We start from the raw sequence: 14,358 nt of genomic DNA, 5'->3' as shown, positions 1-14,358 counted from the left end.
CGTTGTCAGCCCCAGCCATGGAATCACCATGGCTGGGGCCTCCGCCTTGCCTGACGCGATTTTGGACTGCAACGCAGGTGCGATTCATTCTGTTACAGGCTCTAAGCATGAACAGCGGCGCGACGTCGGCCTGCACGACTTCAAGAATCAGGGCCGCGCTCAGATTCCAGCCGCGGATCTGTTCCTGCCGCACACCGGCCCGCTGCTTTCTTGCCGACATGGATCGTGCTCCCATGGAACGTGCTCCTGATGCCGGCGACCGTCGCGCCGGCTTGCGCCAATAGCGCGGAAGCTATGGCACCTTGAACTTGCGTTGCGTGCCGAAACCGCTGACGTCGCCCGCCACCGCAGCCTTCATGAACGCCAGGAACCGGCCGGCCTTGCCGGCCGGCCCATCCCAGTATTCACCGCGTTCGGGAACAACCTTGAGCAGGGCAATGGATGGATCCTCCTTGCCATGCGGGAACCAGGCTTCGCTGATCCGTCCCCACAGAGCGGCTTTCTTCGCCGCGTCGTGCACCAGGCGCGCGGTGCCGGTGAGGGACACGAAATTCTGATTTTCCAGATCGACATACGAAACGCCGACCTCACCCTCGTGATCCTGGATTTCACCGACCTTGGGCGCCGCCGCGTTGACGATGAACCACAGCGCACCGTCCTCATCCATCCGCTCGGTATGCAGCGGACGGCTGCGCAAGCGGCCGTCGCCGCTCACCGTGGTGAGCATCGCCACCCCGGCCTTGTCGACCATCCTGCGTAGATGCACCAGGGCCTGTCCATCATCGGCCTCCCGAATGCGGGACTGTTCCATGTCCTGAACCTCCTCAGATTTCCTGGCCGGCGCGAGGGAACCGCGCCGGCCGTGATTTTTAGTGGGCGCACCGCGCCGGAAGTTCCCCCGCCATGCCAAAGACCCGGCGAACCGCCGCGCGGATGCGCGACATCACCGAACCCTTCACGCCGGCAAGCCGTCGAATGCAGCCCCGCCATCGTCCCCAGCCAGAGCTTCATCACCGGTACCGCGATCAACTGGGACATGAGGGGTATCAGCGCCACCGTGCGGCAGTGGCGCATGATGGGCAAGGTGGAGGAAGACGAGCGCCTGCTGCTGGACATCGCCAAGGCCAACCCCGACGTGCTGCGATCGCCCGACCCGGAGGTCTTCATCATCGGCGCCGACCACGCCGGCCACATCATGGAACTGCACGTCAGGCTGGCGGGAGACGCGCGGCAACGCCTGCAGGCCGTCAGCGCCCTGAATCACACCCTGCTGACCGGGCTGGCAAGCCGGGGACAGGCGCTGGCGCCCAACCCCTGAGCTACCGCGCCGCCGTCTGGACTTGCTGCTGCGCCAGTTGCAACTGCCTTCTGCCTAGAAAGGCGGAAAGCAGGCATAACGCCAAACCGCCAAGGGCCAGCAGGCAGCCCACCCAGCCCGGCGAAGTCCAGCCGTAGCCGCCGGCGATGGCCAGGCCGCCGAGAAACGGCCCGAGTGCATTGGCCGTATTGAAGGCCGAATGATTCAGCGAGGCCGCCAGTCCCTGCGCATCCTCGGCCACGTCCATCAGCCGCGTTTGTAACACCGTGCCGAGCGCGCCGCCGATGCCGATCAGGAACACGTCGATGGAAACCAGCCAGAGATTGCCCGCAACGAAAGGAAACAGCGCCAGCACCAGCGCGCTCCACAGCAGCAGCCCGGCGGCGGTGGTCATGATGCGGCGGTCCGCCGCCCAGGGCACGGCGATGTTGCCGAGGGTCATGCCCATGCCGAAGATCGCCAGCACCACCGGCACCGTGTTGGCGGAGACCAGCGTCACCCGCGTCAGGATATCGGCCAGGTAGGTATAGACGGCAAAGAGGCCGCCGAAACCGATCGCCCCGGTGCCGAGCGTCAGCCACACCTGCATGCGCTTCAGCGCGCCCAGTTCGCGCAGCGGACTCGACTGCGGGTCCGCCGCCGTGCGCGGCGCCAGCCACGCCACCAGCGCCATGGTCAGCAGCCCGAGCATGGCCACCACGCCGAAGCTCCAGCGCCAGCCGACCGCGCGGCCCAACGCATTGGCCGCCGGCACGCCGACCACCGTGGCGCAGGTCAGACCGAGGAAGATGCGTCCCACCGCCTGCGTGCGGCGGTTAACCGGCACCAGCGAAGCGGCCACCAGCGCGGCCGTGCCGAAATAGGCGCCGTGCGGCAGCCCGCTGAGGAAACGGAAGGCCATCATCCAGCCATAGTCCGGCGCCAACGCACTGAGGCCATTGCCCAGTGCGAAGAGCGCCATCAGCAGGATCAGCAGGGTGCGCCGCGCCAGCCGCGCCGCCAGCACCGCGATCACCGGCGCGCCCACCACCACGCCCAGCGCATAAGCACTGATGACGTGGCCGGCAGTGGGAGCGTCGATATCCAGGCCGCGGGCGAAGTCCGGCAGCAGGCTCATCGTCGCGAACTCGGTGGTGCCGATGGCGAAGCCGCCGACCGCGAGTGCAAACAGGACCGGGCCGGCTTTATGCGGCGCGGGGTTCCGCTCGATCATCGAACCGCCTTTGTGCTGTGGTCCCGGGCGGATGCTTGCCGGTATGACCGCGCCCGCAACAAATCCGGGTCCATGTATCCGGCCCGGGCGCCGCAGCAACGGCGGCCGGGCGCTTCAACCAGGTCTAGTCGTTGCTGACCGGCTCGGCCGGAGCCGGAGCCGGAGCCGGAGCCGGAGCAACGACCTCGGCCACCGGCGCGACAACGACCGGCGCCTTGACTTCCACCGGAGCGGGAGCCGGGGCCGCGAACAATTCCACCTGCGCCACGACAGCTTCCACGCCCGTGTCGGGGCTTGCTGCGGGTGCGGCAGCAGTCGGCGCCGCGGCGCCGTCCACAGCCGGCGCAACGCGCGGCTGACGGTGGGGGCGTTCCGGCCGGCCCTGTCCACCAGGCTGTCCCTGTCCCTTGCCGGGCCTGGAGCGCAGTTGCGACGGATGGCGTGCCTGCTGCTGTCGCGGCTGATGCTGCGGATTGGGCTGCTGCTGGGAATTGGGCTGTTGCTGCTGCGGAGCGGGCCGCCGCTCGGGCGCGGCGGAAGCCTGGGGAGCGACGACCAGGGGCGCCGGCGCGGTGGCCGCGAACTTCGCCTCCCAGTCGCACACACCGGAATGCGTGCGGGGGTCAGTCGAACAACCCGAAGCACAGTACGCCCGGCGGCGATCACACCAAGGAATTATGGCCCGCTGTTCCATCGCTCATTTCTCTTTGCCGGGGATGCCGCTCCGCCCGGTTCAACGGTGGCGCGTCAGACGCGCCGAAGGATCACCCAGTCCGGGGAATCTGCCCGGGATCGCATGGCGAACGAGGCAGAGGGTGTCAGCTTCAGCCATCAAGGCCGGAAAACAAGCTGTTGATATGGATATAAAAAAGTGGTCGGGGCGACAGGATTCGAACCTGCGACCTCTTGCTCCCGAAGCAAGCGCTCTACCAAGCTGAGCTACGCCCCGCCAGGCCCCTCTCAACTCATCCGCTGGATGGTAAAACGGGCCAGATCTTGCAGCGCCTGTTTGAACGGAGAATCGGGAAATCCCCCCAGTGCCGCGATCGCCGAATCGCTATAGCGTTCAGCGAGGGCGCGAGTGTACGGGATTGCGCCGGCTGCTTCAACGGCCGCGAGCACTTCGGTCAGTTTTTCCGCACGCCCCTGCACGATGGCGTCGCGGATCAAGGCACCCTGCTCCGCAGTGCCCTTGCGCATGGTGTAGATCAGCGGCAGCGTCGGCTTGCCTTCGGCCAGGTCGATGCCGAGGTTCTTGCCGCTGACTTCGGGGTCGGCGGTGTAGTCCAGCAGATCGTCCACCAACTGATACGCCATGCCCAGGGCGTGGCCGTAGGCGGCCATCTGCGCCTGCTGCTGCGGCGTGGCATCGGCGGCGATGGCGCCGACCTCGGAAGCGGCCTGGAACAGGCGCGAGGTCTTCAGCTCGATCACCCGCAGGTAGCGCTCCTCGGTGACCTCAGGATCGTTGCAGTTCATCAGCTGCAGCACTTCGCCTTCGGAAATGGCGTTGGTGGCGTCGGCCATGACGCGCATGACCGGCATGCGGTTGGCTTCGACCATCAGCTGGAAGCTGCGCGAATAGAGGAAATCGCCCGACAGCACCGCGCCGGAGTTGCCCCACACTGCGTTGGCGGTCTTGAGGCCGCGGCGGCGGTCGGAATGGTCCACCACATCATCGTGCAGCAGGGTCGCGGTATGGATGAACTCGATCACTGCGGCCAGCAGGCAGGGCAACTCGCCCCGCGCGCCGCAGGCGCGCGCGCTGAGCAGCACCAGCGCCGGACGCAGACGCTTGCCCCCGGCGTTGATGATGTAGCCGCCGATCTCGTTGATCAGGACCACTTCGGAGGACAGACGCGCGCGAATCAAGGTGTCGACGCGGTCCATGTCGCCCATAACGGGGGCAAGGACGGATTTCAGGTCCATTCAGTAGTCAGAGGCGCCCGGTTGAGCGTAAGTTGATGGTTGTAGAAGCTATTTGGTCGGGGTGACAGGATTCGAACCTGCGACCACCTGCGCCCAAGGCAGGTGCGCTACCAGACTGCGCTACACCCCGTGTTCCGGGATTTTAGCGCGAATTGCACGCAAGCCGGTGATTTTTGATGTCAATTCGCGGGTAGCGGGCCGGCGGGAGGGATTATCTTCCGTTTGTGCTTGCGCACCGCCAGGCGCTCCAGCGCCAGGTACACCACCGGTGTGGTGAACAGGGTCAGCATCTGCGACAGCAGCAGGCCGCCGATCACCGCGATGCCCAGCGGCTGGCGCAGTTCCGAACCGGTACCCATGCCCGCCGCCAGCGGCACCGCGCCGAACAGCGCCGCCATGGTGGTCATCATGATCGGCCGGAAGCGGACCAGGCAGGCCTCGTAAATGGCGTCGCGCGGCGATATGCCGCGGGTGCGCTCCGCATCCAGGGCGAAGTCGATCATCATGATCGCGTTCTTCTTGACGATGCCGATCAGCAGGATGATGCCGATGATGGCGACGATCGACAGGTCGGTGCCGGTCACCAGCAGCGCCAGCAGCGCGCCGATACCCGCCGTCGGCAGGGTCGACAGGATGGTCAGCGGGTGGATCAGGCTCTCGTAGAGCATGCCCAGCACGATGTACACCGCCAGCAGGGCGGTGAGGATCAGGATCGGCAGCGTACTCAGCGACTGCTGGAACAGCTGTGCATTGCCGGCGAAATCGCCGCGCATGTCACCCGGCACATGCAGGTCGAGCAGCGCCTTCTGGATCAGCAGCGTGGCATCGCCCAGCGACACGTCCGGCGCCAGGTTGAAGCTGACGTTGACCACCGGGAACTGCCCCTGGTGGCTGATCGACAGCGGCGCGATGCCGCTTTCGAAGTGCGCCACCGCCGACAGCGGAATGATCGCGCCGCCCGCCGAGACGAGATGGATGCGGTTCAAGGTGTCCGGATCGCGCTGGTCGCTGGGCAGCGCCTCCAGGATCACGTGGTACTGGTTCAGCTCGGTGTAGGTGATCAGCACCTGCGCCTGGCCGAAGGCGTTGCCCAGCGCGCGATCGATATCGGCCGGCGTCAGGCCCAGGCGCGAAGCGGTATCGCGGTCCACCACCACGTTCATCTGCAGGCCGGTCTTCTGCATGTCGCTGCTCACGTCCTTGAGCTGCGGCAGGGTGCTGAGCTTGTCCACCAGCCTGGGCACCCAGGTGTACAACTCCTGGATGTCCGAGGATTGCAGGGCGTAGATGTACTGCGAGCTGCCGGTGCGTCCCCCCACCCTCACATCCTGCACCGGCTGCAGGAACACGCTGAGGCCGGGGATCGAGGAAAACTTGGGCCGCATGCGGGCGATGATCTGGTCCACCGTCGCCTTGCGGCCATTGGCCTTGGTCTTGAGCGTGATGAACATGCTGCCGTTGTTGGCGGTGTTGCGGCCGCCAAGGAAGGAGCCCATCGACTCCACGTCCGGGTCCTTCAACACGATGTCCGCGGCCAGCTGCTGCTTCGCCACCATGGCGTCGTAGGAGATGTTCTGCGCCGCCTGGGTCGAGCCCTGGATCATCCCGGTGTCCTGCTGCGGGAAGAAGCCCTTGGGCACCGCGATATACAGGTACACGGTGCCGACCACCGCGGCCAGGGTGACCAGCAGCATCAGCCAGCTGTGCCGCAGGGTGAATTCCAGGCCCCTGCGGTAGCCGTCGAGCAGCCACTCGAAGCCGCGCTCGGCGGCGCGCGAGAAACGTCCGGGCGGCTTGTCCTTGCGTTCCGCGCGCAGGTAGCGCCCGCACAGCGAGGGCGTCAGCGTCAGCGAGACCACGCCGGACACGGCGATCGCCGCCGCCAGCGTCACCGCGAACTCATGGAACAGCTTGCCCACCACCCCGCCCATGAACAGGATCGGGATGAATACCGCGATCAGCGACAGGCTCATCGACAGCACGGTGAAGCCGATCTCGCGGCCGCCCTGCAGAGCGGCGGGGAACGGCTTCATGCCGGCTTCGATATGCCGCGTGATGTTCTCGATGACGACGATGGCGTCGTCCACCACGAAGCCCACAGCGATGGTCAGGGCCATCAGCGAGAAATTGTCGACGCTGAAGCCGAACAGCCACATCACGGCGAAGGTGGCGGCCAGCGACAGCGGCACGGTGACGCCGGCGATGGCGGTGGGCACGCCACGGCGCAGGAACAGCAGCATCACCAGCACCACCAGGGTCACCGACAGCAGCAACGAGAACTGCACGTCGTTGACCGAGGCGCGGATGGTCACCGTACGGTCGGTCTGCACGTCCAGGTTCACGCCCGGCGGCAGCCAGCTGCTCAGCAGCGGCATCAGGGCCGTCACGCCGTCGACGGTCTCGATGACGTTGGCATCGGACTGCTTGCGGATCATCAGCAGCACCGAGCGGTCCTTGTTGAACCAGCCGGCCTGGAACGGGTTGAGCTGGCCATCGATGATGGTGGCCACCGCCGACATCGGCACCGGCACGCCGTTGTGCATGCCCACGATCAGGGACTTGAAGTCCTTGGCGCCGTTGAGCTGGTCGTTGGCGTCGATGACGAAGGTCTGGGCGCCGTCGCCCAGCGAACCCTTCGGCGACAGCGCGCTGAGGCCCGCCAGCGCGTTCTGCACGTCCACCAGGTTCAGGCCCATGGCGGCCAGCGCACTGGTATTGACCTGGATGTGGACCGCCGGCTGCGCGCCGCCGACCACGTCGACCTGGCTGACGCCCTTGACCTGGCTGATGCGCTGCGCCAGCAGCGAGTCGGAATAGTTGTACAGGTCGGCCAGCGTATGCGTCTTCGAGGTCAGCGCCAGGATCATCACCGGCGCATTGCTCGGATTGGCCTTGCGGTAGGTGGGCGGCGACGGCATGCCCGCGGGAAGATCGGCGGAAGCGGCGCTGATCGCCTCCGAGACATCGCGCGCGGCGCCGTCGACGTTCTTGCTCAGGTCGAACTGCATGATCACCGTGGTGCTGCCCAGCGCGCTGGTCGAGGTGATCTCGTTGATGCCGCCGATCTGCCCGAAATGCCGCTCCAGCGGCGCCGACACGGTGGTCGCCATGGTGCCCGGCGCCGCGCCGGGCTGGCTGGCGGAGACGAAGACGATCGGCATGTCCACATTCGGCAGCGGCGCCACCGGCAAGGCATGGCGCGCCAGCATGCCGATCAGGAAGATGCCCGCCGCCAGCAACGTGGTGCCGATGGGACGGCGGATGAACGGCGCGCTGATGTTGAACAGTGCAACATTGGCCTTTTCCTGCCGGCTGTCGCCGACCGGCGCCTGCTCCTGTTCCGTGCTCATGGCGCTGGCGTATTAATGGTTCGCCGCCGGTTCGTGCCGCGCGGACGAGCCGCGCAACTCACCCACCCAAGCCGCCAGCCGATCCATGTACAGGTAGATCACCGGCGTCGTGTACAGCGTCAGCACCTGCGACAGCAGCAGGCCGCCGACGATGGAAATGCCCAGCGGCAGCCGCAGCTCCGAACCGTTGCCGTGCGCCAGGGCCAGCGGCAGGGCGCCCAGCAGGGCCGCCATGGTGGTCATCATGATCGGACGGAAGCGCAGCAGCGCCGCCTGGTAGATCGACTCTTCCGGCGCCATGCCGTGCTCCCGCTCCGCCTCGAGCGCGAAGTCGATCATCATGATGGCGTTTTTCTTGACGATGCCGATCAGCAGGATGATGCCGATCAGGGCCACGATCGACAGCTCCTGCCCGGTGATCATCAGCGCCAGCAGCGCGCCCACACCCGCGGACGGCAGCGTCGACAGGATGGTGATGGGATGGATATAGCTCTCGTACAGCACACCCAGCACGATGTAGATCACCACCACCGCCGCCAGGATCAGCATCGGCTCGCTCGCCAGCGAGGACTTGAACTCCGCCGCCGTGCCGGAATAGCTGGACTGGATGGTGTTCGGCATGCCGATTTCCTTCTCCACCTCGGTAATGCCGGCCAGGGCATCGCCCAGCGAAGAACCCGGCGCCAGGTTGAAGGAGATCGTCACCGCCGACAGCTGGTCTTCGTGGGTCACCACCAGCGGCGCGGTGGTGATGCTCATGCTGGCCACCGCCGACAGCGGCACCATGTCGACGCTGGAAGACCCGCTGGTCGAAGCCGTATTGATCGCCTTCGAAGCATTGGCGTTGGAGGCGCTGGCGCTGGACAGCGTGGTGTAGTTGGCGTTCGCGCGCACGTACAGCTTCTGCATGGTCTCCGGCCGGTCGCGGAACTCCGGCGCCACTTCCAGCACCACGCGGTACTGGTTCAGCTCGGTGTAGATGGTGCTGACCTGGCGCTGACCGAACGCGTCGTACAGCGTATCGTCGATGGACTGGATCGGCACGCCGAACTGGCTGGCGCGGTCGCGGTCGATGTTGAGCAGCAGCTGCTGCCCCTGCGCCTGCAGGTCGCTGGTGACGTCGGCGAACTCCGGACGCTGCTGGATCGCGGCGGTGAGCTTGGGCGCCCACTGGCGCAGCTCCTCGTTGTCGGTGTCCTGCAGCACGTACTGGTATTGCGTGCGGCTGACCTGGCTGTCGATCTGCAGATCCTGCACCGGCTGCATGAACAGCGCGATCCCCTCGACATTGGCGACGGCATCCTTCAGGCGCCGCATCACCGTGTCGATGTCCGGACGCTGGCCGTGCGGCTTGAGCACGATGGTCAGCCGTCCCGAGTTGAGCGTGGGGTTGACCGTGCCGGCGCCGACGAAGGAAGACACGTTCTGTACCGCCGGATCCTGCCGCACGATGTCCGAGATGGCGTGCTGCCGCGCTTCCATGGCGGGAAAAGAAATGCTCTGCCCCGCCTCGGTGATGCCGGTGATGACGCCCGTATCCTGGATCGGGATCAATCCCTTGGGGATCAGGATGTACAGCAGCACGGTGAACACCAGCGTGCCGATCGCCACCATCAGGGTGATGAACTGCCGCTTCATCACCCAGCGCAGACTGCGCCCGTAAGCGTCGATGCCGCGCTGGAACATGCGCTCGCTCCAAGCCAGCAGGCCGCGTCCTTCGGTGCCGGGCTGGTGCGCATCCTCGGCCTTGAGCAGCTTGGCGCACATCATCGGCGTCAGCGTCAGCGAGACCACCGCCGACAGCACCACCGCGATCGACAGCACCAGGGCAAATTCACGGAACAGGCGGCCGACGATGCCGGACATCAGCAGCAATGGAATGAACACCGCAATCAGCGACACCGTCAGCGAGATCACGGTGAAGCCGATCTGGCTGGCGCCGACCCGCGCCGCCTCTTCCGGCTCCATGCCCTGCTCGATGTAGCGGACGATGTTCTCGATCATGACGATGGCATCGTCCACCACGAAGCCGGTGGCGATGGTCAGCGCCATCAGCGACAGGTTGTCGAGCGAGAAATTGCACAGCGCCATCACGCCGAAAGTGCCGACCAGCGACAACGGCAGCGCCACGCTGGGAATCACCGTGGCCCACAGCTTGCGCAGGAATACGAAGATCACCATCACCACCAGCGCCACCGTCAGCAGCAGGGTGAACTGCACATCGGCGACGGAAGCGCGGATGGTCTGGGTGCGGTCCGACAGGATGCTGACCTTGACCGTCGCCGGAATGCTCGCCTCCAGCTTCGGCAGCAGGGCCTTGATGGCGTCCACCGTCTGGATGATGTTGGCGCCGGGCTGGCGCCGGATATCCAGCAGCACCGCCGGCTTGGTTCCCTGGGGCGTGCCGACCCAGGCCGACAGCATCTCGTTCTCGGCGCCGTCGACGACATTGGCGATGTCGGACAGGCGCACCGGCGCGCCGTTCTTGTAGGTGACGATGATCGGCCGGTAATCGGCCGCCGCAGTGATCTGGTCGTTGGAGCCGATGGTGTAGGACTGCGAGGCGCCGTTGAAGCTGCCCTTGGGCGCATTGACATTGGCCACCGTCAGCGTCGAGCGCACATCCTCGAGGCCGAGGCCGATGCCGGCCAGCGCCGCCGGGTTGACCTGGATGCGCACCGCCGGCTTCTGGTTGCCCTCGATGCTGACCAGGCCGACGCCGGAAACCTGCGACAGCTTCTGTCCCAGGATGGTGTCGGCGAAATCGTTGACCTTGTCGATGGTCAGGGTGTCCGAGGTCACCGCCAGCGACAGGATCGGCGCATCGGCAGGATTGACCTTGCTGTAGGACGGCGGGTACGGCAGGTTGCTCGGCAGCACGCCCTTGGTGGCGTTGATCGCCGACTGCACGTCCTGCGCCGCATCGTCGATGTTGCGGTCGAGGCCGAACTGCAGGGTGATGGTGGAAACGCCGAAGGAGCTGACCGAATTCATCGACGACAGGCCGGCGATCTCGCCGAACTGCCGCTCCAGCGGCGTCGTCACCAGCGAACTCATCACCGAGGGACTGGCCCCGGGATACTGGGTAGTAACCTGGATGGTGGGGAAATCCACCGCCGGCAAGGCGGAAATGGCCAGGAAGCGATAACCGAGGATGCCCAGCAACAGCACCGCCACCATCAGCAGCGATGTGGCGATGGGGCGCTCGATGAAGGGTTCGCTGACGCTCATTGCAGGCCGCCGGAAGCTCCGCCACCGCTGCTGCTGCCGCCGCCGCTTCCGTCCTGATCCTTCTTGTGGCGGTGATGCTGACCGCCCGAGGAAGAAACACCGCCGGAGGAACCGCCTCCGGAAGAGGAGGAACTGCCCGCATCGTCGCCCGCCGTGGTGACCTGCACCTTGGAGCCCGGCTGCAGGCGCGACTGCCCATCCACCACCACCGTGTCGCCTTCCGCCAGGCCCTCGGTGACCAGTGCCAGGTTGCCCTCGGTCTGTCCCACCGTGACCGGCTGCATCTGCACCGTCTCGTCGGGCTGGACCTTGTAGACATAGCTGCCGTTGGGGCCGAGCTGCACCGCCGGCGCCGGCACCGTCAGCGCGTCGTGCGCGGTGCGCACCAGCAGGCGCGCATTGACGAACTGGCCCGGCCACAGCTTCTTGTCCTGATTGTCGAAGGTGGCCTTGATCTTGATGGTGCCGGTCGAGGTATCGATCTGGCTGTCGAAAGCGGTCAGCTTGCCGCGCGCCAGTTCGGTCTGGTTGTCGCGGGTCACCGCCAGCACGGTCAGCGGCTGGTCTTCGGCGGAGCGGATCTGCGGCAGGGACTGCTCCGGCAGCGTGAAAGTGAGCGTGATCGGTTTAATCTGCGTCAGCACCACGATGCCGGTGGCGCCGGAGGCGGAGACCAGATTGCCGACGTCGACCTGGCGGATGCCCACCACGCCGTCAAACGGCGCGGTGATGCGGGTGAAGGAGACCTGCACGCGGGCGCTTTCGATCGCAGCCTCGTCGGCCTGCACCAGCGCCGCGTCGGAGTCCACCGTGGCTTTCTGCTGATCCACCTGCTGGCCGGTGACGTACCCGTCGGGCAGCAGGTCCTGGTAGCGCTTGAGATCGAGCCTGGCGCTGACCAGGGCCGCCGCATCCTGCGCCTTCTTGGCGATAGCCTGGTCCAGCGTGGCCTGGAACGGACGCGGATCGACCTGCGCCAGCAAGGCGCCTTTCGCCACCTCGTCGCCTTCCTTGAATGGCACGGCGACCAGCTGGCCCGAGACCTGGGCCAGGATGGTGGCCGTGTTGAACGCGACCACCGAGCCGAGGCCGTTGAGATAGACCGGCATGTCCTGCTTGGCGACCGTGGCGACGGTGACCGGGATGGGACCGGTTTCGGCCATCTTGCCCCGCTTGCCGCTGCCTTTCTTGGCGCTGGAGTCCTGCGATGAGGAGGAATGCGAACAGGCGGCGAGCAAACCGGCTGCCACAACGGACGCGACGACGATCAGGGTCGCCTTGCGCATAGTGCTTGACTCCAGAGGCGGCGGTCTTTCACCGCAGGGGGATGTGGACGCGGAATTATGCGGCTTGGATGCATGAAAATCGCAGCTGGTTCGCTAGAGTAGCAGTTAAGAAATGTATCAGGCGGAGTGCCTTTTCCCTTGCAAGTCGCGCCATGCGCGGTTGGCGCCATACCGCACACTAGGCTAGTTTGTCCTCCATGCCCGGCCGGGTGCAGGGGAAAGCACGGCCGGTCCGCTCGCGCCCGCGACGGCAAACGACAGGGATCCGCTCATGTCTCAACATGGCGTAGAGTTTGGCTTGAAAACGGTGCGGCTGGCCTTGTGTTTCGGCGCTGCCTCCCTGCTGTTGACGGGCTGCGGCAAGAAGCCCCCACCTCCACCCCCATCCGTGGATGTCGCCATCGTCACCGTGACGCCGCGGGCGGCCACCGTGACCGAGGACTACGTCGCCCAGACCGAGGCGGTGAATACCGTCGAAATCCGGCCCCGCGTCGGCGGCGTGCTGGAAAAACGGTTGCCCAATGAAGGCGAGCGTGGGTTGATCTCCGGAACGATCTGCCGATTCCTTTGATCCGGATTGCGTTCACTCCTTTCCGGAGTGCGCGCTCTGATTGGGATAGGGCTCCTGCAAAGCGATGGAGCCGGTCTCCAGCAGGGACTTCAGGTTGGAGACGATCTTCGGCCAGCCACCGGACACCGCCGCGATGAGTTTCGAGGGGTCGCGCTCGATGGTGTGGGTGATGGACAGCTTGACCGCCGTTCCACTGGGCTCCAGTTCCATCGTGCAGAGCGACTCGCCTTCGGCCTTGAGCTCGGGCTTGCTCTGGTGCCGCCAGCGGATCACCAGGCGCCGCGGCGGTTCGGCCTCGACGATCTCGCCGGCATCGCTGACCTGACCGTCGCCCTGCACCATCTTCCACGAGGATCCCGCCGTCCACCGGCTCTCGCAGTGCACGCCGAACCAGTACTGCTTCATGAATTCCACGTCGTCGGTCAGTGCCGACCACAGCTTCTCCGGCGTGGTGCGGATGTAGGTCACGTAGACAAAGGTCGATTTAGCCATTGGGTTTCTCCATTCGTCGTTTCAGATCGGCAAGCGCCTTCAGGCGCGGCTTTTCAAACTTGGCAATCCAGCGCTCGTAGATTTCCTGCAGCGGTACCGGATTGAGGAAGTGCAGTTTTTCGCGGCCGCGCCGCACGGTGGCGACCAGGTTCGCCGCCTCCAGCAGGTCCAGGTGCTGCGTCACACCCTGCCGCGTCATGTCCAGGTGCTCGCACAACTCGTTGAGCGTGCGGCCATCGTGCGCATGCAACAGATCCAGCAGCTTGCGCCGGCTGGCATCCGCAAGCGCCTTGAACAGCACGTCGGTGTCGTGGTGCTCCGTCATGAACTATATGCAAGTATTTACTTGCCAAAAGAATAGGCAAGTCACGTCTTGCATGTCAAGTAATGCTCAAATGCTCAGGGATTGCCGACATGCGCACGCGTACATTCCCGGAAGCGGTCGCCGCATGCGTGCCAACAAAAAACGATGGCACACATGGCACGCATGGTGAGGTCGGGCACCAATCAGGCGTTCCCGGACCTTACCGGGCCTCCTGGCTCAACCCGGACTTCCTGAGCGCTATTCGCTCAGTCTGCGGCCGAAGTATGGTCGCGGCTGATCCTCCAGCCGTCAGCGGTCTTGCGCAGCACCAGGGTGAACAGCCCATGCGGCCGGTCATGCTCCCGCTGCAACGCCCAATGGCCGAAAACGACGGCCGCATCCGGCGCCAGCAGTTCCACATCGAGGCCGGAGAATTCCAGCGTACCCATGGCGGCGCGGTCGGGATAATGGGCGTGGTAACGCTGGTTCGCCGCCGCCCAGCCGTAGGTGACGCTGTCGCCGGAAGCGAAGCGCAGCTGCTCGCTGTTCCAGTAACCCTGCATGAAGCCGTCGATATCGCCGCGATTCCAGGCCGCGGCCTGCTCGGCCAGCACGGTACGTATGCTCGTCACTTCCCCATCTGTCGAAGGTGGAGCAGCGGCGC

General features: G+C 65.7%; 13 protein-coding genes and 2 tRNA genes. 2 read left to right on the top strand and 13 right to left on the bottom strand.

Annotation, left to right across the window (positions count from 1 at the left end; genetic code table 11):
- Both BP26_RS30320 and BP26_RS0108755 read right to left on the bottom strand, forming a co-directional pair.
- A partial coding sequence (locus tag BP26_RS30320) for a hypothetical protein (RefSeq protein WP_211254870.1) occupies nucleotides 1-220 on the bottom strand: 220 nt, incomplete at its 3' end.
- A gap of 72 nt (nucleotides 221-292) precedes the next feature.
- Complete coding sequence (locus BP26_RS0108755; protein WP_036516343.1) at nucleotides 293-811, bottom strand: pyridoxamine 5'-phosphate oxidase family protein; 519 nt, start codon at nucleotides 809-811, stop codon at nucleotides 293-295.
- Between the two features lie 225 nt (nucleotides 812-1,036).
- Here BP26_RS0108755 and BP26_RS0108750 point away from each other — a divergent pair, with 225 nt between their 5' ends.
- Complete coding sequence (locus tag BP26_RS0108750; RefSeq protein WP_029920195.1) at nucleotides 1,037-1,318, top strand: hypothetical protein; 282 nt, start codon at nucleotides 1,037-1,039, stop codon at nucleotides 1,316-1,318.
- A gap of 1 nt (nucleotide 1,319) precedes the next feature.
- Here the strand turns inward: BP26_RS0108750 and BP26_RS0108745 are convergent, their stop codons facing one another.
- From BP26_RS0108745 to BP26_RS26520, 8 genes are all read right to left on the bottom strand, one after another.
- Nucleotides 1,320-2,531 carry an MFS transporter gene (locus BP26_RS0108745; protein WP_036516340.1) on the bottom strand — a complete coding sequence of 404 codons (1,212 nt, stop codon included), beginning with the start codon at nucleotides 2,529-2,531 and terminating at the stop codon, nucleotides 1,320-1,322.
- A gap of 124 nt (nucleotides 2,532-2,655) precedes the next feature.
- The gene (locus BP26_RS26525; RefSeq protein WP_036516338.1) at nucleotides 2,656-3,135 is read right to left on the bottom strand and encodes a hypothetical protein; all 480 of its coding nucleotides are present in this window, start codon (nucleotides 3,133-3,135) and stop codon (nucleotides 2,656-2,658) included.
- A gap of 268 nt (nucleotides 3,136-3,403) precedes the next feature.
- Nucleotides 3,404-3,480: transfer RNA gene (locus tag BP26_RS0108735), tRNA-Pro, on the bottom strand.
- 11 nt (nucleotides 3,481-3,491) lie between these two features.
- Nucleotides 3,492-4,460: a polyprenyl synthetase family protein gene (locus tag BP26_RS0108730; protein WP_029920193.1), complete on the bottom strand. Its 969-nt coding sequence runs from the start codon at nucleotides 4,458-4,460 to the stop codon at nucleotides 3,492-3,494.
- A 53-nt stretch (nucleotides 4,461-4,513) separates the two neighbouring features.
- Nucleotides 4,514-4,590, bottom strand: a tRNA-Pro gene (locus tag BP26_RS0108725).
- Between the two features lie 49 nt (nucleotides 4,591-4,639).
- Nucleotides 4,640-7,810 carry an efflux RND transporter permease subunit gene (locus BP26_RS0108720; protein WP_084182925.1) on the bottom strand — a complete coding sequence of 1,057 codons (3,171 nt, stop codon included), beginning with the start codon at nucleotides 7,808-7,810 and terminating at the stop codon, nucleotides 4,640-4,642.
- Nucleotides 7,811-7,822: 12 nt separating this feature from the next.
- Nucleotides 7,823-11,041: an efflux RND transporter permease subunit gene (locus tag BP26_RS0108715; RefSeq protein ID WP_029920191.1), complete on the bottom strand. Its 3,219-nt coding sequence runs from the start codon at nucleotides 11,039-11,041 to the stop codon at nucleotides 7,823-7,825.
- Nucleotides 11,038-12,327: an efflux RND transporter periplasmic adaptor subunit gene (locus BP26_RS26520; protein WP_051748689.1), complete on the bottom strand. Its 1,290-nt coding sequence runs from the start codon at nucleotides 12,325-12,327 to the stop codon at nucleotides 11,038-11,040. Before BP26_RS26520 ends, BP26_RS0108715 begins: the two co-directional genes overlap by 4 nt.
- A gap of 271 nt (nucleotides 12,328-12,598) precedes the next feature.
- Here BP26_RS26520 and BP26_RS29350 point away from each other — a divergent pair, with 271 nt between their 5' ends.
- Nucleotides 12,599-12,898 (top strand): hypothetical protein, encoded by a 300-nt coding sequence (locus BP26_RS29350; protein ID WP_157572426.1) that lies wholly within the window; start codon nucleotides 12,599-12,601, stop codon nucleotides 12,896-12,898.
- A 12-nt stretch (nucleotides 12,899-12,910) separates the two neighbouring features.
- On the opposite strand, the gene BP26_RS0108700 is transcribed toward BP26_RS29350, so the two are convergent.
- From BP26_RS0108700 to BP26_RS0108690, 3 genes are all read right to left on the bottom strand, one after another.
- On the bottom strand, nucleotides 12,911-13,390 hold the full coding sequence (locus BP26_RS0108700; protein ID WP_029920188.1) for an SRPBCC family protein: 480 nt from the start codon (nucleotides 13,388-13,390) through the stop codon (nucleotides 12,911-12,913).
- Entirely contained in the window at nucleotides 13,383-13,715 is a 333-nt protein-coding gene (locus tag BP26_RS0108695) for an ArsR/SmtB family transcription factor (protein ID WP_029920187.1), read from the bottom strand. Before BP26_RS0108695 ends, BP26_RS0108700 begins: the two co-directional genes overlap by 8 nt.
- Nucleotides 13,716-13,960: 245 nt before the next feature.
- Entirely contained in the window at nucleotides 13,961-14,326 is a 366-nt protein-coding gene (locus tag BP26_RS0108690; protein ID WP_211254869.1) for a YybH family protein, read from the bottom strand.
- Nucleotides 14,327-14,358 lie beyond the last annotated feature (32 nt).

It is taken from the genome of Nevskia soli DSM 19509 (assembly GCF_000711955.1).
GTDB lineage: Bacteria > Pseudomonadota > Gammaproteobacteria > Nevskiales > Nevskiaceae > Nevskia > Nevskia soli.
Note: the sequence above shows the minus strand (reverse complement) of the source record. Positions and strands in the feature narration are given on the sequence as shown.